At 67.6% G+C, this 18,468-nt stretch carries 17 protein-coding genes; 9 read left to right on the top strand and 8 right to left on the bottom strand.

Annotated elements, in window-relative coordinates; all coding sequences use genetic code 11:
• Nucleotides 1–16 precede the first annotated feature (16 nt).
• From rplS to O4G76_RS17480, 3 genes are all read left to right on the top strand, one after another.
• Nucleotides 17–409: a 50S ribosomal protein L19 gene (gene rplS, locus O4G76_RS17490; RefSeq protein ID WP_183473305.1), complete on the top strand. Its 393-nt coding sequence runs from the start codon at nt 17–19 to the stop codon at nt 407–409.
• Between the two features lie 11 nt (nt 410–420).
• Nucleotides 421–642 carry a 50S ribosomal protein L31 gene (gene rpmE, locus O4G76_RS17485; RefSeq protein WP_269398530.1) on the top strand — a complete coding sequence of 74 codons (222 nt, stop codon included), beginning with the start codon at nt 421–423 and terminating at the stop codon, nt 640–642.
• Nucleotides 643–889: 247 nt separating this feature from the next.
• Nucleotides 890–1,402, top strand: coding sequence for a hypothetical protein (locus tag O4G76_RS17480; RefSeq protein WP_269398529.1), 513 nt, complete (start codon nt 890–892; stop codon nt 1,400–1,402).
• A gap of 59 nt (nt 1,403–1,461) precedes the next feature.
• Here the strand turns inward: O4G76_RS17480 and O4G76_RS17475 are convergent, their stop codons facing one another.
• Nucleotides 1,462–2,736: a DEAD/DEAH box helicase gene (locus O4G76_RS17475; RefSeq protein ID WP_269398554.1), complete on the bottom strand. Its 1,275-nt coding sequence runs from the start codon at nt 2,734–2,736 to the stop codon at nt 1,462–1,464.
• Nucleotides 2,737–3,109: 373 nt separating this feature from the next.
• Here O4G76_RS17475 and O4G76_RS17470 point away from each other — a divergent pair, with 373 nt between their 5' ends.
• Nucleotides 3,110–3,919, top strand: a complete 810-nt coding sequence (locus tag O4G76_RS17470) for a division plane positioning ATPase MipZ (protein WP_269398528.1) — start codon at nt 3,110–3,112, stop codon at nt 3,917–3,919.
• Nucleotides 3,919–4,419 (top strand): GNAT family N-acetyltransferase, encoded by a 501-nt coding sequence (locus O4G76_RS17465; protein WP_269398527.1) that lies wholly within the window; start codon nt 3,919–3,921, stop codon nt 4,417–4,419. Before O4G76_RS17470 ends, O4G76_RS17465 begins: the two co-directional genes overlap by 1 nt.
• A 45-nt stretch (nt 4,420–4,464) precedes the next feature.
• Here O4G76_RS17465 and O4G76_RS17460 read toward each other — a convergent pair whose 3' ends face one another.
• Nucleotides 4,465–5,319 (bottom strand): SDR family oxidoreductase, encoded by an 855-nt coding sequence (locus tag O4G76_RS17460; protein ID WP_269398526.1) that lies wholly within the window; start codon nt 5,317–5,319, stop codon nt 4,465–4,467.
• Between the two features lie 190 nt (nt 5,320–5,509).
• On the opposite strand from O4G76_RS17460, the gene O4G76_RS17455 reads away from it, so the two are divergent.
• The gene (locus O4G76_RS17455; protein ID WP_269398525.1) at nt 5,510–6,814 is read left to right on the top strand and encodes an NAD(P)/FAD-dependent oxidoreductase; all 1,305 of its coding nucleotides are present in this window, start codon (nt 5,510–5,512) and stop codon (nt 6,812–6,814) included.
• 81 nt (nt 6,815–6,895) lie between these two features.
• Here the strand turns inward: O4G76_RS17455 and glgX are convergent, their stop codons facing one another.
• The 3 genes from glgX to treZ form a co-directional block, all read right to left on the bottom strand.
• On the bottom strand, nt 6,896–9,055 hold the full coding sequence (gene glgX, locus O4G76_RS17450) for a glycogen debranching protein GlgX (protein WP_269398524.1): 2,160 nt from the start codon (nt 9,053–9,055) through the stop codon (nt 6,896–6,898).
• Between the two features lie 177 nt (nt 9,056–9,232).
• Complete coding sequence (gene treY, locus O4G76_RS17445; RefSeq protein ID WP_269398523.1) at nt 9,233–11,641, bottom strand: malto-oligosyltrehalose synthase; 2,409 nt, start codon at nt 11,639–11,641, stop codon at nt 9,233–9,235.
• A complete protein-coding gene (gene treZ / locus O4G76_RS17440) occupies nt 11,638–13,401 on the bottom strand; it encodes a malto-oligosyltrehalose trehalohydrolase (RefSeq protein WP_269398522.1) in 1,764 nt (587 codons plus the stop codon). Before treZ ends, treY begins: the two co-directional genes overlap by 4 nt.
• 152 nt (nt 13,402–13,553) lie before the next feature.
• On the opposite strand from treZ, the gene O4G76_RS17435 reads away from it, so the two are divergent.
• Complete coding sequence (locus O4G76_RS17435) at nt 13,554–14,348, top strand: SDR family NAD(P)-dependent oxidoreductase (protein ID WP_269398521.1); 795 nt, start codon at nt 13,554–13,556, stop codon at nt 14,346–14,348.
• A 56-nt stretch (nt 14,349–14,404) separates the two neighbouring features.
• Here the strand turns inward: O4G76_RS17435 and O4G76_RS17430 are convergent, their stop codons facing one another.
• Nucleotides 14,405–14,776, bottom strand: coding sequence for a rhodanese-like domain-containing protein (locus tag O4G76_RS17430; protein WP_269398520.1), 372 nt, complete (start codon nt 14,774–14,776; stop codon nt 14,405–14,407).
• A 352-nt stretch (nt 14,777–15,128) separates the two neighbouring features.
• On the opposite strand from O4G76_RS17430, the gene O4G76_RS17425 reads away from it, so the two are divergent.
• Nucleotides 15,129–16,280: a class I SAM-dependent RNA methyltransferase gene (locus tag O4G76_RS17425; RefSeq protein WP_269398519.1), complete on the top strand. Its 1,152-nt coding sequence runs from the start codon at nt 15,129–15,131 to the stop codon at nt 16,278–16,280.
• Nucleotides 16,281–16,286: 6 nt separating this feature from the next.
• Here the strand turns inward: O4G76_RS17425 and O4G76_RS17420 are convergent, their stop codons facing one another.
• Complete coding sequence (locus O4G76_RS17420; RefSeq protein WP_269398518.1) at nt 16,287–16,676, bottom strand: hypothetical protein; 390 nt, start codon at nt 16,674–16,676, stop codon at nt 16,287–16,289.
• A gap of 253 nt (nt 16,677–16,929) precedes the next feature.
• Here O4G76_RS17420 and O4G76_RS17415 point away from each other — a divergent pair, with 253 nt between their 5' ends.
• Nucleotides 16,930–17,340, top strand: a complete 411-nt coding sequence (locus O4G76_RS17415) for a hypothetical protein (RefSeq protein ID WP_269398517.1) — start codon at nt 16,930–16,932, stop codon at nt 17,338–17,340.
• An 11-nt stretch (nt 17,341–17,351) separates the two neighbouring features.
• On the opposite strand, the gene O4G76_RS17410 is transcribed toward O4G76_RS17415, so the two are convergent.
• Nucleotides 17,352–17,840 (bottom strand): molybdopterin-dependent oxidoreductase, encoded by a 489-nt coding sequence (locus tag O4G76_RS17410; RefSeq protein WP_269398516.1) that lies wholly within the window; start codon nt 17,838–17,840, stop codon nt 17,352–17,354.
• Between the last annotated feature and the right edge of the window lie 628 nt (nt 17,841–18,468).

The following is an 18,468-nucleotide window of genomic DNA, read 5'->3' as shown; positions in this document are numbered from 1 at the left end:
TCAAGGAGTGACAGGCATGGACCTGATCGCACAGCTCGAAGCGGAGCAGATCGCTTCGCTGGGAAAGACCATTCCCGACTTCAAGGCCGGTGACACCGTGCGCGTCGGCTACAAGGTGACCGAGGGCACCCGGACCCGCGTCCAGATGTACGAAGGCGTCTGCATCAGCCGCAAGAACGGCTCCGGCATCGCCGGCTCGTTCACCGTGCGCAAGATCTCGTTCGGCGAGGGCGTCGAGCGCGTCTTCCCGCTCTACTCGACCAACATCGATTCGATTGAGGTGGTGCGTCGTGGCCGCGTGCGCCGCGCGAAGCTCTACTACCTGCGTTCGCGTCGCGGCAAGTCGGCCCGTATCGCCGAAGTCAGCAACTACAAGCCCAAGGCCGACACGGCCGCGGCCCAGGCCTGAGGAGCGCCGACATGAAAGCGGACATCCACCCCGACTACCACATCATCGACGTCAAGATGACCGACGGCACCGTGGTCAAGATGAAGTCGACCTGGGGCAAGGAAGGCGACCAGCTGTCGCTCGACATCGACCCCTCCGTGCACCCGGCCTGGACCGGCGGCTCCTCGCGCCTGATGGATGCCGGCGGCCGCGTCTCGAAGTTCAAGAACAAGTACGCCGGCCTCGGCTTCTGATAGCCCCAGCCTCGGCGAATCGGAAACGCCGCCCTTCGGGGCGGCGTTTTGCATTTGTGGCGCAATTGCGGCGACGCGGCGCCCACCCTGCCCCGAAAATCCGCCCGATTTGCCCCTACATCGCACAACAATGGCAGGGCGATGTCGAAATATGGCGTTTTGCGGGCAACAATCGGCACCTAATTGTGTCGCAATGCGTTCGACCCTGCTAGACCATGACAAATATGTCATTTCAGGGGCTTTTTCGATGCAACATTCCGGCGCCCGTTCCTTCGCCGACAAGGCCCACCTGATCGATCATCATGAAATGATGCGTATCCTGGGCCGGGTGCCCCCGATCGAGCCGCGCGGGCGCCACGAAAAAGCCACGATGGGCCGGGCCGCCTATGGCATGCACAAGGCCGCCGCGCGCCCCCGTGCCATGCGGTGGGACGAGGCGAGCCCGATCCGCCAAACCCGCCGCGAGGTCTGGATGCTGGTGCCCAATGCCCGGCTGGTCTCCGACGCGCTTGCCCAAGGGCGCGGCCCCGCGCTGGTGGCGCAGTGGGACGAGCTGAGCCGCATCGCGCCATGGTCGGAGATCGCGGCCGCATTCGGCGCGGCGCACGCCGCCCGGCCGCATGGCGCGCTGGCCGAGAAACACCGCGCGCGGGCAGCCTCGGGCGGCTTCGACATCGTCACCGCCGAGCAGTGCGCCACGCTTCGGGCGCGGCTCCTCGGCGCGACCCAACCACGGGCGCGCGTCGATCTCGACGTCTGATCGCTTCCGACAGCTTTCGGAAATGAAAAACGCCGCCCCGAGGGGCGGCGTTTTCGTCTTCAGGCGGCCTTGCGGGCGGGCCTGCGACGCCGGGCCGGGCGGCCGCCCGGCTTGGCCGCGCCCTCGGGCTTGGGCGCGCCGCCTCCGAACCGGCGACCGCCACCGCCGCCGCCACCGCGACGGCCCTTTTTCTCGGGCTCGACCGGGTCCCAGCGGGTGCCGGAGGCCACCGGGATCGCCGCCTTCATCGCCTTTTCGATATCCTTCAGCTCACCCATCTCGTCGGGCGCGCAGAGCGCCACGGCGCGGCCATCGGCACCGGCACGCGCGGTGCGACCGATCCGGTGCACGTAGTTCTCGGCCACGTTCGGCAGCTCGTAGTTGTAGACGTGGCGCACACCCGGGATGTCGATGCCGCGTGCGGCGACATCGGTGGCGACCAGCACCCGGACCTTGCCCTCGCGAAAGTCGCGGAGCGCCCGTTCGCGCTGACCCTGGCTCTTGTTGCCATGGATCGCGGCGGCGGCGAAGCCGGCGGCGGCGAGCTGCTTGGAAAGCTTCTCCATGCCGTGCTTGGTACGTCCGAAGACCAGCGCCAGCTCGTCGCGGTGCTGGTCGAGCAGCTCGGTCAGAAGCTCGGTCTTGGCAGCCTTGGCGACGAAGTGGATCGACTGGTCGATCTTGTCGGCGGCCTTGCCCGGCGGGTTCACCTGCACCCGCACCGCGTCGGTGAGATAGGCCGAGGCCAGCTCTTCCATCTGCTTGGGCATGGTGGCCGAGAACAGCATCGTCTGACGCTCCTTCGGCAACAGGGGCGCGATCCGGCGCAGCGCGTGGATGAAGCCCATGTCGAGCATCTGATCGGCCTCGTCGAGCACCAGGAACTCGGTCTTCGACAGGTCGACCGCACGACGGTCGAGCAGGTCGATCAGCCGGCCCGGCGTGGCGACGAGCAACGAGCAGCCACCTTCCATGCGCTTGATCTGGCCGTTGATCCCGGCGCCGCCGACGACCAGCACGGTCTTGAGGTGGCTGCCTTGGGTATAGGCGGTGAGGTTGTCGGCGATCTGCTTGGCCAACTCGCGCGTCGGCGCCAGCACCAGCGCGCGGGCCGATTTCGGGGCGGGCTTGCCGCCCGACTTCATCAGCCGGTCGATCATCGGCAGGCCGAAGGCCGCGGTCTTGCCGGTGCCGGTCTGGGCCAGGCCCATCACGTCGCGGCCGTTCATGGCGTGCGGGATCGCCTGGGTCTGGATCGGGGTCGGATCGGTGATGCCCTGCTCGGCGAGGGCGGAAACGAGACGGGGCGCCAGCCCCAGCATGTCGAAATCCATGTGCATCCTTGTAAGCGGCACGAAACGCACCGCGGCATGGGCGCAGACCCGCGGCATGCGGGTCGACGGTCGGGTTGCGCCCTTGCGCTCACGCGGGGCCGAATGCCCACGCGCCGACAGGACGCGGCCCCTTGCGTGAAATGGGAACCTGAGATCCGAAGCGGTGCGGGCGCCAGCGCAGGTCCTGCGGGGGCGGCGCGGCTGCTCACGCGGGCCAAGCGCTTCGGTCTTGAGGGGCAGATGGACCCGAAAGCCGCACAAGTCAATGGGCAGGGCCGTCGTGCACCGCGTGGGACTTGCGCGGTAAGGCGCCATCCCCTACCCCGGAAAGCAGTGCGGGAACGGCCCCTTGCGGCCGGAGGGGACGGAACACGTGGCGCATATCATCGTCGTCGGCAATGAGAAGGGCGGAGCCGGAAAATCCACCGTGGCGATGCATGTCGCGACCGCGCTCGCGCGGATGGGCCACAAGATCGGCACGCTCGACCTCGATCTGCGGCAGAAATCTCTCGGGCGCTATATCGAGAACCGCCGCCGCTACTGCGAACGCGCGGGGCTGGAGCTGCCCTCGCCCGCCCATGTCGAACTGCCCGAGATCGACGCCTCGGCCTTGCAGCCGGGCGAGAACGCCTCGGATCACCGGCTCTCGGCGGCGGTGGCGCAGCTCGAGGACGACAGCGATTTCATCCTGATCGACTGCCCCGGCAGCCATACCCGTCTCAGCCAGGTGGCGCATTCGCTGGCCGATACGCTGCTCACCCCGCTCAATGACAGCTTCATCGACTTCGACCTGCTGGCCAAGATCGACAATGACGGGGAGACGATCCTCGGGCCTTCGGTCTATTCCGAAATGGTCTGGAGCGCGCGGCAGCTGCGTGCACAGGCCGGTCTCGACCCGATCGACTGGGTGGTGCTGCGCAACCGGCTCGGCGCGCAGCAGATGGTCAACAAGCAGAAGATGGAAAGCGCGCTGTCGCGGCTGTCGGAGCGGATCGGCTTCCGCTCGGCCCCGGGCTTCAACGAGCGGGTGATCTTCCGTGAACTGTTCCCGCGCGGTCTGACGCTTCTGGACCTGCGCGATGTCGGGGTGAGCAATCTCAACATCTCCAACGTCGCGGCGCGCCAGGAACTGCGCGACCTGATGCGCGCGCTCGAGCTGCCCGGTGTCGAGGTGGAGTTCTGATGGCGCCATCGATCCGCCCGGCGCGGCGCGATGATGCGGACGCCATGTGTGCCATCCTCAACCCGCTGATCGCGGCGGGTGGCAGCACCGCGCATCGCCGGCCTTTCGACGCGGCGCGGATGCGGCAGCACTATCTCGCCCCCGACGAACTGGTCAGCTGCGTGGTCGCCGAACGCGACGGGGATGTGGTGGGGTTCCAGTCGCTCATATGGGCGGGCGATCCCGAGGACCCGCTCCCGGAGGGCTGGACGGTGATCGCCAGCTTCGTGCAGCGGGGATTGACCGGTCGCGGTATCGGACGGGCAATGTTCGAGAGGACCCGTGCGGCGGCGAAGGCTGCCGGGGTCGTCGCAATGGATGCCACGATCCGCGCCGACAACCCGGCTGGTCTGCGCTACTATTCGGCGATGGGCTTCGACGACTGGGACCTGCTGCGGGCCGTGCCGCTCTCGGACGGCACGCCAGTGGACAGGATCCGCAAGCGCTACGACCTGATCTGAACAGGGGCACCCGTCGGCGCCCCTGTCCGTGTCGATCATCGCTCCTCAGGCCCCGACGATCTTGCCGCCATTGGGGTGCAGCGTCTGGCCGGTGAAGTAGTTGCCGTCGGACGAGGCGAGGAACAGGTAGGAAGTCGCCACCTCCCAAGGCTGCCCGGGCCGGCCCAGGGGCGTGTTCTTGCCGAAGCCCTCGACCTTGTCGGGCGGCATCGAGCCCGGGATGAAGGGGGTCCAGATCGGCCCCGGTGCCACGGCGTTCACGCGGATGCCCTTCTCGGCCAGCGCCGAGGACATCGAGCGCGACAGGGCCAGCGTCGCGCCGCGCGTGGTCGAATAGGTGACGAGACCGGCATTGCCTTTGAAGGCGTTGACGGAAGTGGTGTAGACCACCGCGTCGCCCTCCTTCAGATGCGGCAGCGCGGCCTGGGTGATGAACATCGGGTGCATGATGTTGCTGTCGATGGTGCGGCGCAGCCGCTCTCCCGAGATGTCCTCGAGCCCGTCATCGAGCCATTGCTGCGCGGCATTGACGATCAGCACGTCAAGTTGGCCGTATCGCTCCATGGTCTTGGCGACGGCGCTTTCGCAATGCTCCTTCTGGCCCAGATCGCCACGGATCAGCAGCGCCTCGGAGCCTTCTTCCTCGACCAGCCGCCTGGTTTCCTCGGCGTCCCGGTCCTCTTCGAGATAGGCGATGGCGAGCTTCGCGCCCTCGCGCGCGAAGAGCACCGAGACGGCGCGGCCGATACCGCTGTCGCCACCGGTCACGAGGGCGACCTTGCCCTTGAGCTTGCCGACGCCGGGATGGCGCGGGCGGTAGTCGGGGGCGGGATGCATCTCGTGCTCGTTGCCCGGCATGTGATCCTGGCTCTGCGCGGGCATGTCCTTGGGTTCGGTCATGATCGATCTCCCGGTTCGGAGTGTCGTTTTCGGGGTGTGGGGTATTCCTCTCGACAACGGCAGCGGGAAGACGGGGTTCCCGGGCGGGATGCGTCCTCGGGACTGCCGCGCGGCGATCCGCCGCCCCGTCCGATCCGGAACCCGCGCCCCTGCCCTTCGGTTGCCCACCTGACCTGCTGAAGGAGCGCCCATGGATACGGACTACGACGCGATCGTCATCGGAGGCGGCTCCGCCGGGCTGTCCTTTGCGCGCCACGCGGCGGGGCTCGGGCGCAAGATCGCGCTGATCGAGCGCGACAAGTTGGGCGGCACCTGCGTCAATCGCGGCTGCGTGCCGAAGAAGATGCTCTGGACCGTGGCCGACGCCCTGCATCGGGGCACCGGGCTGACCCGTGCCGGGCTTCTCGGTCCGACCCCGCAGGTCGACATGCCGCGGCTCTGCGCCGCGCGTGCCGCCAAGCTCGAAGGCATCCGTCAGAGCTACCGCGACAAGCTGCACGAGGCGGGTGTCACGCTGATCGAAGAGACGGCCGAGCTGACCGCGCCGGGCGAAGTCACGATCCAGGGCCAGCGCCTGCGGGCGCCGCGCATCGTGCTGGCCTCCGGTGGCCACCCGGTCAAGCCCGACATGCCCGGCGCCGAGTTGGCCTGCGACAGCGACGAGGTGCTGAACTGGACCGAGCTGCCGCGCGCCATGGCGATCATCGGCGGCGGCTATATCGGCTGCGAGATGGCGGCGATCCATGCCGCCATGGGGGTGCGCGTGACGCTGGTGACGGATACCGAGCGCGTGCTGACCGAGTTCTCTGAGAATGCCGCTCTGGTCGGTCAGGCCAACATGCAGGCGCAGGGGATCCGGATCGTCACCTCCTGCACGCCCGAGGCGGTGCGGCGCGGCGATGACGGGCTGGAGCTCATGCTTGATGCCGATACCGTGCTGTCGGTCGACAAGGTCGTGGCCGCCACCGGGCGGGCGCCGAACCTCGAGGCGCTGGGCGATTTGAGGGCGCGCGTTTCGCTTACCGAAAAGGGGGTGATCCGGATCGACGAGCGGTTCGAGACCTCGCTCCCCGGCCTGCATGCGGTGGGCGACTGTGCCGACCGGTTGCCGCTGACGCCGGTCGCCTCGAGCGATGGCGAGACGCTGGCGCTGCAGCTCTTCGGGGATTACCGCCCGCCGGTCGATCTGCGCCACGTCGCCACATCCGCCTATGTGCTGCCGCCAGTGGGCGAGGTCGGGCAACCCTCGAAGGAGGAGATCTTCGAAGAGAACACGCTGTCTCCGTTATCGGCGGCGCTACGCTCGGATGCCGCGCAGGACTATTGGGGGCTGGGCGGCTCCGAGGCGGAGGTCACGTCGGTCTCGCTCGTGGCCGAGGGCGCGCACGAGGCGATCGGCTGGGCCGCGCTGATGTTGCTGCACCGCCCCGACCGCGCAACGATGCGCCGGGCGCTGGGCGTGCACCCATCGACCTCCGAGGAAGCCATGGGCTGAAGCCCCCTCACAGGTTCATCAAGAAAGCGCCCCCGCCTCTCGCGACGCGGGGGCGTTCCTTTTCGGGGTTTCGTCTGGGGATCAGCCCTTTTCGGCGCTGGCGGCCTCGCTCTCGCCGGCGGCATCAGCCTCGGCGACCTCGTCCTCGGCTTCGATCTCCGCCTCGGGGTCCGGCACCCAGACCACCACCGATTGCCAGCCGACGCCGACCACACCCTGTTCGGGCGTGTCGCAGCTCACCGGGTCGAGCGTGGTGTCGATGGCGCGGCGCCAGCCGCCCTTGGGCAGCTTGAACTCGCAATTGTCGCCCGAGTTCAGCACCACCATCACCTCGCGCCCCTCGCTATGCGGCACCAGCCGCATGCCGAAGCAGCTCAGCTCGGGGTTTTCCCAATCGCCCGGCTCCATCCGGCGCCCCTCGGGGTGGCGCCAGGTGACGGTCGGGCCGCCATCGGGGGCATCCTCGGGCGCGCGGGCGAAGCGCAGCCGCGCCAGACCGCCCTCCCCCTTTCGGAATGCCATCAACTCAGCCACGGCGCTGGTGATCTCGTCGCGCCGGTTCTCCCAGTCGAGCCAGGTGGTCTCGTTGTCCTGGCAATAGGCGTTGTTGTTGCCGTTCTGGGTCTGGCCGAAATCGTCGCCGGCAAGGATCATCGGCACGCCCTGGCTCATCAGCAGCGTCGCCAGCATCGCCTTGACCCGGCGCACCCGGCTGTCGTTGACGGTCTCGTCGTCTGTCGCGCCCTCGACACCCATGTTGTCGGAGAGGTTGTTGGAATGGCCGTCCTTGCCGTCCTCGCCATTCGCCTCGTTGTGCTTCTCGTTGTAGGACACTGTGTCCCACAGCGTGAAGCCGTCATGCGCGGCGATGAAGTTGATCGACGAGGTGGCGGGCCGGTGCGAGTGGTTGAACTGCACCGGGGAGCCCAAGAGCCGCTCCGCCATCGCCGGGATCAACCCTTTGTCGCGGCGCCAGAAGGCGCGAATGTCGTCGCGGGCCTTGTCGTTCCATTCGCGGAACGGCCAGGGAAAGCCACCGACCTGGTAGCCGCCATCGCCGATGTCCCACGGCTCTGCGATCAGCTTGACCTTGGAAAGCACCGGGTCCTGCCGGATCGCCGCGAAGAACGAGCCCTCGCGCTCGAAACCCTGCGCCTCGCGGCCCAGCGTCGAGGCGAGATCGAAGCGGAAGCCGTCGACATGCATCACCTGCACCCAGTAGCGCAGGCTGTCGAGCACCATGCGCAGCACCATCGGATGCGCCACGTTGAGCGTGTTGCCGGTGCCGGTGGTGTCGAAGCTGTGGCGCGGGTTCTCGGGCGACAGCAGGTAGTACGAGGCGTTGTCGATGCCGCGGAACGACAGGGTCGGCCCCATCTCGTTGCCCTCGCAGGTGTGGTTGTAGACCACGTCGAGGATCACCTCGAGACCGGCGGCGTGGAACTTCTTCACCGCCTGCTTCACCTCGCGGTAGAAGCCCGATTTCAAGTAGGGCTTGTGCGGCGCGAAGAAGGACAGGGTATTGTAGCCCCAGTAGTTCGACAGCCCCTTGTCGACGAGATGACCGTCATTGGCGAAGGCGTGGATCGGCAGCAGCTCGACCGCGCTGGCGCCGATCCGGGTCAGGTGGTCGATGAAGGCGTCGGAGGCGAGACCCGCGAAGGTGCCGCGATCCTCCTCGGGCACGTCCGGGTGGCGCATCGTCGCGCCCTTGACGTGGGTTTCGTAGATCAGCCCGTTCTGCCAGCGGCGGCGCAGCGCGCTGTCGGCCTCCCAGTCGAAATCGGTGTCGACGACCACGCCCTTGGGCATGAAGGGCGCGGAATCGCGCGGGTCCGGGCCCTGAAGGTCGTCGCCCGGTTGGGTGTAGCCGAACAGCGCCGGGTCCCACTTGATCTCGCCGATCAGCTCGCAGGCATAGGGGTCAAGCAGCAGCTTGTTGGGGTTGAAGCGGTGCCCCTCTTCCGGCGCCCACGGGCCGTGCACCCGGTAGCCATAGACCTGGCCCGGTCCGATATCGGGCAGGTAGCCATGCCAGATCCCGCCTTCCATGCGCGGCATGTCGAGGCAGGCGATCTGCTCCTTGCCCTCGTCGTCGAAGAGGCAGAGCTGCACCCGGGTCGCATTCTCGGACCAGAGCGCGAAATTGGTGCCGTAGCCGTCGTAATTCGCGCCCAGCTCGTCCGAGCGCGAGGCTGCGAGATCGAAGCTGGGCAGGTTCGGTTGGATGTCCTTGGCCATCGGGATGTCTGAACTCCGTGGCGGCGCTCGAAAACGAGCGGCGCGGCTGACCGGCGCGAGGGCATGCGCCGGAGGGGGTGGAACTTGGAGATGCGGGGCACGCGCAAACGGCCCCCGCACGGATTGGAGGCTGCCGCAGCAACGCGGCAACGGCAGCCCGGTTCCTTGGTCCGAGGATCAGCCCGCCGCCGCGACCCAGTCGAGGCAGACCGGTGCGTCGAGATCGGCCTCGTGGCGCGGCCAGATCCGCTCGGCCTCGCGCGCCGCCTCAGGCAGGCCATGGCCTTGGCGGTCGATGCGCAATTCCAGCCGTCCCTCGCCGCTCTGCCGGGTCAGCACCAGATGGCCATCGCCGGAGGTTTCGAACCGGGTCTCGGACTGCTCGAAGAAGCCCGGCATCCGGCGGCGCAACGCCAGCCCGTGGCAGATCAGCCGCGCCTTGCGGCCCGCGAAGCTGTCGAGATCGGGGGCGGGCTCGGGATCCGGCCCGTCGGTGGCGGCAGCGCCGGGGATCTCGTCGAGCGACAGCTCTCGCTCGAAGCAGTCGGGCGCCCCCCGGATCGCGAGATCCGCGACGGCGCGGAAATCCACGGCCATGCGGTTGTCGGGGTCGGTCAGCTGGAACGCCCCCAGCTCGGTGCCCTGATAGATGTCGGGGATGCCCGGCATGACCAGCTTGAGCCCGGTCTGCGCCAGCGACAGCACCTCGCCGCGTGCCATCAGCTGGCCCGCCCCGGCGGGCAGCTCGCCCTCCCAACTCTGTGCCAGCGCCTTGGCAAAGCGCTGCGCATCAGCCTCGGCCTCCTGGTTCTGATGCGTCCAGGTCGTGACTTCCTTGGCCTCGCGCATCGCCTTCTCGACATGCTGGCCCAATCTCTCGGCGATGTCGCCGCGTCCTGCCTCCCACATCGCCAGCAGCGTCTGCAGGATGTACCAGCGCAGGTTCGGATCGATGTCATGTGCGCCATCGACATCCTCGCTGTGCTCCCAAAGCGCCAGAAACGCCTCGGGCAGATGGCTGATCGCCACGAGCCGCATCCGCGCATCCTCGGAACGCTTGGTGTCGTGGGTCGAGGTCAGCGTCATCTCGGTGGGCGCGCGGCGCTGCAGCCAACCGGAAAGCTCTTCAGGCGTGATGGTCGACTCGTCGGGATCGGCGCCGACCTCGTTGGCGGCAATGTAGCGGTTCCAACGGAAACCCGCCGTGTCCTCATGCGCCTTGGCCAGAAGCGCGCCGGTCACCTGCTGGAAACGCACCTGCAGGGCCCGTTCCTCGGGGGTTTCGGGATCGGTGATGAAGCCCGCGATCCGTTTGACCGTGGCGTCCGTGCGCAGACCCTCGCCCGCCTCGGCCGTGACGCTGTCCATCAGCGCGCGCTCTTCGTCGGAGGGCGCTTCGCCTTCGGCGAAATAGGTGCGGTAGCGCGGAAAGGCCACGAGCAGCGCGATGATCGCCTCGCGCAGCGCCTCATCGCCGGTCTCCAGCGAATCCTCGGGCCCCACGGCGCTGCGCGCCATGTCAATCAACTGGTGCAGCTCGGCTGCCAGCTCCTGCCGGATCACCTCGTGCTTTGCGGTCTTGAGCGCGTCGTGGAAGCTGCCCTCGCGCCCGGTTTCGCGGCGCCAGCTCTCGTCGAGCCGCGCCAGCCCCTCGGCATCGGTGAGGATGCGCGAGATCGCCCTTGCCGCCTCGTAGCCGGTGGTGCCCTGGATCGGCCATGAGGCCGGCACGGTCTCGTCGCCGGTGAGGATCTTCTCGATCCAGATCGGCGTGTCGCCGACGCGCTCGCGCAGGCGGCGCAGATAGGCCGCCGGATCGGCGAGCCCGTCGATGTGATCGAGCCGGATGCCCTGCACCAGGTCCTTATCAAGCAGTTCGAACAGCAGCGCGTGCATCTCCTCGAACACCGCCTCGTCCTCGACCCGCATGCCGATGAGCCCGGTGACGTTGAAGAAGCGCCGATGCGTGACGCCGTCGCGCTCGTATTCCCAATGCGTCAGCCGCCACGGCTGGGCGGCATGGGCGTCGCGGATCGCCTCTGGATCGCGGCGCATCTCCTCCGAGGGCAGCGTGCCCTGCGACATCGGCACCGCGAAATGCTCGGTGGCGAGCTGCGGTCCCTCATCGCCTTCCTCGAGCCGGAAGGCGCCTGCTTCCAGCATCTCGTCGAAGGGCTGGCCGAGGAAGGGCAGAACCAGCCGCCCCTTAGCCCAGTCGATGTCGAAATGGCGCGCGTAGCGGCTGTCCTGCCCGTGGCGCAGCACGTCGCGCAGCCACGGGTTCTCGAGGTGGAAGGCGGTGTGGTTGGGCACGATGTCGAGGATGACCCCGAGCCCCGCCGCCCGGGCCGCCTCGGCCAGCGCCTCGAAGCCCGCGCGGCCTCCGAGGCAGGGGTCGATCTCGGCCGGGTTGGTCACGTCGTAGCCATGGGTCGATCCCGAGGCCGCGGTGAAGATCGGCGAGAGATAGAGATGGCTGATGCCGAGCCCGGCCAGGTAGGGCACGAGCCGCCGCGCGGTATCGAAATCGACGCCCTCGCGCAGCTGCAGACGGTAGGTGGCGCGGGGAAGCGGGGCAGCGTTCATTTATGCGGGCTCACGATCAGGGAAAAGGCAAAGGGATCGGCGGCGGGATCGCCGATGGTGAAATCCTCGGGCTCGGCCGTGGGCGGGGTGTCGGGTGGAGAACCGAGATTGATGCGCGCCACGACGAGCCCCTCCGCGAAGGGCCAGCAGGCGGAGATCGCGCGCGGCCCGGTGCGGGTGACGCGCGCGGGCCCGGCCCGGCCCGATTTCATCAAGGGTACGATGCGCTCGGCGCGCAGCGACAGCAAGCGCCGCGTGAGGTCGCGCCAATGCTCCATATGCGCCGGATCGCCTTGGAACGGGCGCGAGCGTTCGAAGGTCTCCGGGGCGTTCGGGTCCGGCACTTCCTCGCCAAAGCTCAGGAAATCCTTGAACTCCCTCTGCCGCCCCTCGCGGGTAAGCCGCGCCAGCTCGCCCTCGTGGTCGCAAAAGAACAGGAAGGGCGCGATCTCGCCCACCTCTTCGCCCATGAACAGCATCGGGATGAAGGGCGAGGTCAGCAGCATCGCATGCGCCACCTCGACCCCGCGCGGATCGGCAAGCGAGATCAGCCGGTCGCCCAGGGCCCGGTTGCCGACCTGATCATGGGTCTGGTTGGAATTGACGAAACCGGTCCACGGCAAATGCGATGCCGGACGGCCGCGGCGGGTTTCTTTGCCGTGGCGGGGCTGGCCCTCCTCGACATGGCCCCGGGTCAGCGACAGGACCAGATCGCCGATCGGATCATGCGCAAACGGGGCGTAATACCCCTCGGACTCGCCGGTGAGCGCGGTGTGCACCGAGTGATGGTAGTCGTCGTTCCAACTCGCGACGTAGCAGCCGGTGTCGCGCAGCTCGGGCTCGTTGCGCTCATCCTCGGTGATCAGGTGCAGCGGCCGCCCGAGATCGAGCGCCTGCACCCGTTCGCCCAGTTCGACGAGGAAATGATGCGGCGAGGGGTCGATGATCTGGTGCACAGCGTCGAGCCTGAGCCCGTCGAGCCTATAGTCGCGCAGCCAGTAGATCGCGTTCTCGATGAAGAATTCGCGCACGGCCGGTTCGGTGAAGTCGATCGCCGCGCCCCAAGGCGTGTGGCGCTCTTCTTCGAAGAACTCGGGCGCATAGGCATGGAGATAGGCGCCGTCGGGGCCAAAGTGATTGTAGACCACGTCGAGGATCACCATCATCCCCGCGGCCTGCGCCGCCTCGACGAATTCCTGCATGTCCTTGGGGCGGCCATAGGCCGGGTGCGGCGCGTAAGGCAGCACGCCGTCATAGCCCCAGCCGCGCGCGCCCTGCCACTGGCCCACCGGCATCAGCTCGATCGCGGTGATGCCGAGATCGGCCAGCTCCTGCATCCGTTTCGCGGCGGCGGCGAAGGTACCTTCCTTGGTGAAGGTGCCGACATGCATCTCGTAGATCACCGCCTCGTCCCAAGCGCGTCCGCTCCATTCCGAGCGCCACTCCCGGGCTGCGGTATCGACCAGCAGCGAGGGGCCATGCACGTCGCCCGCCTGCTGCCGCGCGGCCGGATCGGGACGGCGTTCGCCGTCGATGACGAAGGCGTATTCGAGACCCGGCTCGGCCTTGGCCGCGAGGCTCCAGAAGCCGTCATCATCCTGGGTCATGGGCGTTTCGGAGCCGTCGAGCCAAAGGGCGACCTTCTTGGCCGCGGGGGCCCAGAGGCCGAATTGCCACTGGCCCGTTCCATCGGGCCGCGCGCCCCAGCGATTGCGAGATGCGGCCGCCCCTGCCGCCGGCGGCGTGTCGTTCTTGGTCATGATGGTCCTCTTAGCCCCTGTAGCGCGAACAGGCCGGCGTGCCCGCCGGTTCCATGCAGCGCGACATCCTGTCGGGGAACCAGCGGGGTTTCGCGGCTCTTGGGTCCGCAACGGGTCCATGGGCCCGATCCCAGCAATGAACGGAACACGGCATGGATCTCGGCATCAGGGGCAAGCGCGCCCTCATCACCGGCGGCTCCGGCGGCATGGGCATCGAGGTGGCCAAGCTGCTGATACAGGAAGGCGCGCATCCCTTCCTCACCGATATCGGCGAGGACGCGCTCGCCGAGGCGGACAGGCAGATCGGCGGCACCGCGGGCTACATGGCCGCCGACCTCACCGACACCGCCCAGATCGCGGCGCTCAAGGACAAGCTCGCGGAACAGGGTGGCTGCGACATCCTCGTCCATGCCGCCGGCGTCACCGGCGCCAAGGGCGATCCGCTCGAGATGACCGATGATGACTGGATGGAGGCCTGGGAGATCGACTTCATGTCCGCCGTCCGTCTCAGCCGCGCTCTGGTGCCCGGCATGGTCGAGAAGGGCTGGGGCCGGGTCGTCTTCGTGACCTCGGAGAACGCGGTGCAGCCCTATGCCGACGAGGCGGTCTACAACGCAGCCAAGGCGGCGCTTCTGAACTTCACCAAATGCGTGTCGATGCCCTACGCACCGAAGGGCGTGCTGTTCAACACCGTCTCGCCCGCCTTCATCGAAACGCCGATGACCGACGGCATGATGGAAAAGCGCGCCGAAGAGTTGGGCGTGTCCAAGGAGGAGGCGATCGAGAGCTTCCTCAAGGAAGAGCGCCCGTTCCTGACGCTGGGTCGGCGCGGCAAGGTGGAGGAGGTCGCCCCCGTCATCGCGCTGTTGTGCTCGGATCGTGCCAGCTTCACCGTGGGTTCGGCCTATCGGGTCGATGGCGGCTCCGTCGGCACGATGAACATCTGACGCGCAAAAGGGGCCGCGGATTCGGCGCGGCCCCTGTCTCTCGACCGAGAAGAGGTTCAGTCCTCCATCGGGCCGCCGGCTTCCTTCCAGTCGCCGATGCCGCCGATATTGGTGACCTTCTCGAAGCCCATCTCCCTGAGCGTCTTGCCCGCCAGCGCCGCCTGCCCGCCGGCACCACAGACAAGATGGATGTCGGCATCCTTGCGAAATTTCGGCTCGTGGAACTGGCTGTTCTCGTCGGCCATGAACTCGATGAAGCCACGCGGCGCCCGCAGCGCGCCCTGGATGGTGCCGGTCTTGGCGATCGCCGCCGAGTCGCGCACATCGACGAAAAGCGCGTCGCCGCCGTGCTTGCCGATGGCGTCCTTGGCCGGAATGCGCGTGACCTGCGCATTGGCCTCGTCGAGATAGTTCTTCGCGGTCTTCATGGATGCCCCCTGAACTGAAATGGCGCGGCCTTCGATCAAGGCCGCGCCGCGACATCTAGCTTCGGGTGGAGCGCGCTCAAGAGGCGGTGGCGCAGACCACGCCTGCCCTTCGCGGCGGAGGCCTCCATTCCACGGTCACCATGGAGGCCCGGCCACGACAGTCGCCGAGGCGGCGGGCGGGCACCCGGCGATCGCGGCCACTCGGTGCCGTTCGCCGCATCGCGCGGGACATTCGAGCTTCCTGCGCCTCGCGGCGGATGGGCCGGTGCCGACATGGAAGGAATTCCGCCCGCCATCCCGCAGGGACGAGAAATCCATCGCGGTAGCCCAGCGATGCGGCTATGGGAGCCGCATGAGCGATGATACATTCGAAATCTTCCTGCAGGCTCCGCCCGGGCTGGAGCCGCTGCTTGCCGAAGAGGCGCGGGAAAAGGGCTTTGCCATGCCCGAGGCGGTGCCCGGCGGCGTGGTGACACGTGGCGGCTGGGAGGATGTCTGGCGCGCCAATCTCGAACTGCGCGGCGCGGGCCGGGTGCTGGTGCGGATCGGCTCCTTCATGGCCTTCCACCTCGCGCAACTCGACAAGCGGGCACGCAAGTTTCCCTGGGCCGGACTGCTGCGCCCCGGCGAGAGGGTGCGCGTCGATGTGAGCTGCCGCCGCTCCAAGATCTACCACGCGGGGGCCGCGAAGCAGCGGATCGAAACGGCGCTCGAAGCCTTCGGCGCGCGGATCGCCGGCGACACGGTGCAGGACGATGAGAGCGACGCCGAGGCCGGGATCGAGGCGCTGACGCTCAAGGTGCGGATCGAGGACAACGAGGTGATCTTCAGCCTCGACAGTTCCGGCGCACCGCTGCACCGGCGCGGCACCAAGCAGTTCGTCGGCAAGGCGCCAATGCGCGAGACCTTGGCAGCGCTGTTCCTGCGCGCCTGTGGCTATGACGGCCGCGAGCCGGTCTATGACCCGATGTGCGGCTCGGGCACATTCGTGCTCGAGGCGGCGTCGATCGCCACTGGGCGCGCCTCCGGCCTGTCGCGCGGCTTCGCCTTCGAGCGGCTGGCAAGCTTCGATGCGACGCGCTGGCAGGCCCTTCGCGACGCCGCGGGCGGCTCCACTACGCCGGAGCTGCGCTTTGCTGGTTCGGACCGCGACGCCGGCGCGGTCGCGGGCGCCAATGCCAATGCCGCTCGGGCCGGGCTCGGCGATTTGGCCACGTTCCACCACGCGGCGGTGAGCGACGCCACACCGCCCGAGGGGCCGCCGGGCCTCGTGATCGTCAACCCACCCTATGGCGGGCGGATCGGCAACAAGAAGCTGCTGTACGGGCTGCATGGCGCGCTGGGCGAAACGCTGCGCCGCAATTTCAAAGGCTGGCGCGTCGGCATCGTCACCAGCGAGGCCGGGCTCGCCCGTGCCACGGGCCTTTCGGTGACCCCGTGGGGACCGCCTGTGCCGCATGGCGGGTTGAAGATCACGCTCTTCACCGCGCCGCCGATCACCTGAAGCCGATCAGGCGGCGGCGGGCGCCCGCCCTGTCACCATGAGACGCGCCGCCTCCAAAACCGCATCGGGCCGGAGCGGCAGCAGCTCGGCGGGTCGTGCCTCCTGCAATGCCGGGCAAGCCGTGCCGAGCCAGCGCAGGACATCCGCATCCGACATGCCCGGGCGCAGCACCAGGATCAACTCGCGCATCACCGGCAGAGGCAGACCCACCGCATCGAACTGGCAGGCCGGGTAGAGCCGCCTCGCGCCCTGCGTCACCCCGACGATCCGCCCGGCTTCGGCCCAGGACCGCGCTAGGCTTGCGCCGAGCGGAACCCACCGGCCGAGCCGCGCCGCCACTTCGCCCGCGTCGAGCATCTCGATCCCCGCAGGAAAACTCCCCGTGTTCACCGTCATGACATGTGCCTCCCTGCGGGCGGAGATAGCGGGCAAGCGCACCGTGAAAAGAGAGAAAACCGTACAGACAACAACCCTTGGCTGCGTGCGGCCGCTCGCTTGGCCCGTGGACGATCAGATCGCCCGCAAGGGAGATCCAGTCCCTACATTTGTTGAGTTTCGGTTAATGCCCGCGAGCCAAGCGGGCCGGCAGCCTATGCAGCGGGCCTTTGACGGTGTTCAATGAGAGCGCCCCTTTCCGAGGGAGGCGATGATGGGCCGCCTGCGAAACTGGCTGGACCGGCTCTCCGATGACCGGTGGCGCCGTTTCGTCGGCGACCGACTGGAGACCGCCGCCACCGAGACCTTCACCGTGCTGCGCTGGGGGCTTCTCGTCGGATTGGCGCGACTGATCGCGCTGGAGACCGGGCTATGGGGTTTCAAGGCGCTGCACTGGGCCCTGTCGGCGCTTCTCTTCGCCTATCTTGCCTCGATCTTCCTGCTGCGCCCCGAAATCCCGATCTTTGCCCGCACCGATACACGTCGAAAGCGGCTGATCCAGACCGGGGTTAACCATGCCGTCTGCATGGCCGCCTTCATGGCGGCCATGATGGCGATAAATGCGCTGGCCGACGTCGCGGCCGAGATGCGCTTCGTCGAGAAACTCGGCCTTTCGCCAGACTGAGCCTGGAGGGTTCAGTCGGTTAGGGTCAGGGATTTCAGCTGCCAGATGCTGCGATCCTCGAACTCCTTGGCCTTGTAGGCCTCGTCGCTGTCATAGGGATAGATGATCCAGTAGGGCCCCATCATATCGACGTCCAAGGGCTCGCCATCCATCTGGTAGGCGACGATCGGGCCGCCCGGCACGGCGTCGGTCACGGGAATCTCGACCGCATAGCCGTCGCGGGCCATCGCGCGGATCACCGTGCCTTCGGCATCGGCATCCTCCAGCAGGTCGGCGAGTGCCACGCCGGTGAAGCGGATCACACCATCGGTCCAGACGGTGCTGGTCTCGAATTCGGTCACCGGCATCGCCTTGAGCGCCTCGAGATCGAAGGTCGCGGGTTCCCCACCCTCGGCCTGCAATACCAGCTCATCGGCGACTTCGGGTGTTTCTTGAGCCAAGCCGGGGGTCGCGAGCGCCAGCGACAGGCACAGCGCGGTGAGCAGATGCGATCGGATCATGGGAAACCTTCAAGGTTGGAATTTTCTGAGCGGATTGAACATCAGACGCCAGACGCCGCCAAACTTTCGCCGCCTCGGCCCGCAGTTTTATCCCGATCGTGTCAGCCGAGCCTCAACCCCAACGCGTGCAGTCGGCAGGGCCCGCTGCCGCAGGGCATATGGTTGGCTCACGCAGCTGCGCCGGACTCTCCGGCCTGCTACCAACGGCCTTGCCCAGCTAGCAGTGTCGCGGCTCAAGGCATGCCGGGAAGTCGTCGAGTTGGCAGGTCACCCTCGACAAACAAGTTCCAAGTGCCGGCCACACGGTCGAGCTTCAGGGCAAGCTTATCTTGATGCTGAGTGCTGCGGACAGCAAAAACGCCGCGAGCTGAAAGGCTGCGGCGTGTTCGCTGAAGTTGGTTGCGGGAGCAGGATGCCACCGAAATCTCTCTTGCAGGACAAACGAACTGAAATGCCTCCAGTTACCCAAGTCCTCGACGCGTACTTTCCCTCCAACCGGTACGGCATCACAGTGTTTGCGCCGGATCTATATGGCTTCGACAGGATGGGCGTATTCCGTTGAAAAACTCGATCTTGATCGGGGTGCCCGTGGCTGATTCAATTCCCATAGGGGATGGGAGGATCGGCG

It is taken from the genome of Limimaricola sp. G21655-S1 (assembly GCF_027213785.1).
GTDB lineage: Bacteria > Pseudomonadota > Alphaproteobacteria > Rhodobacterales > Rhodobacteraceae > Limimaricola.
The sequence above is the reverse complement of the archived record's forward strand: the minus strand, read 5'-3'. Positions and strand labels throughout refer to the sequence as shown.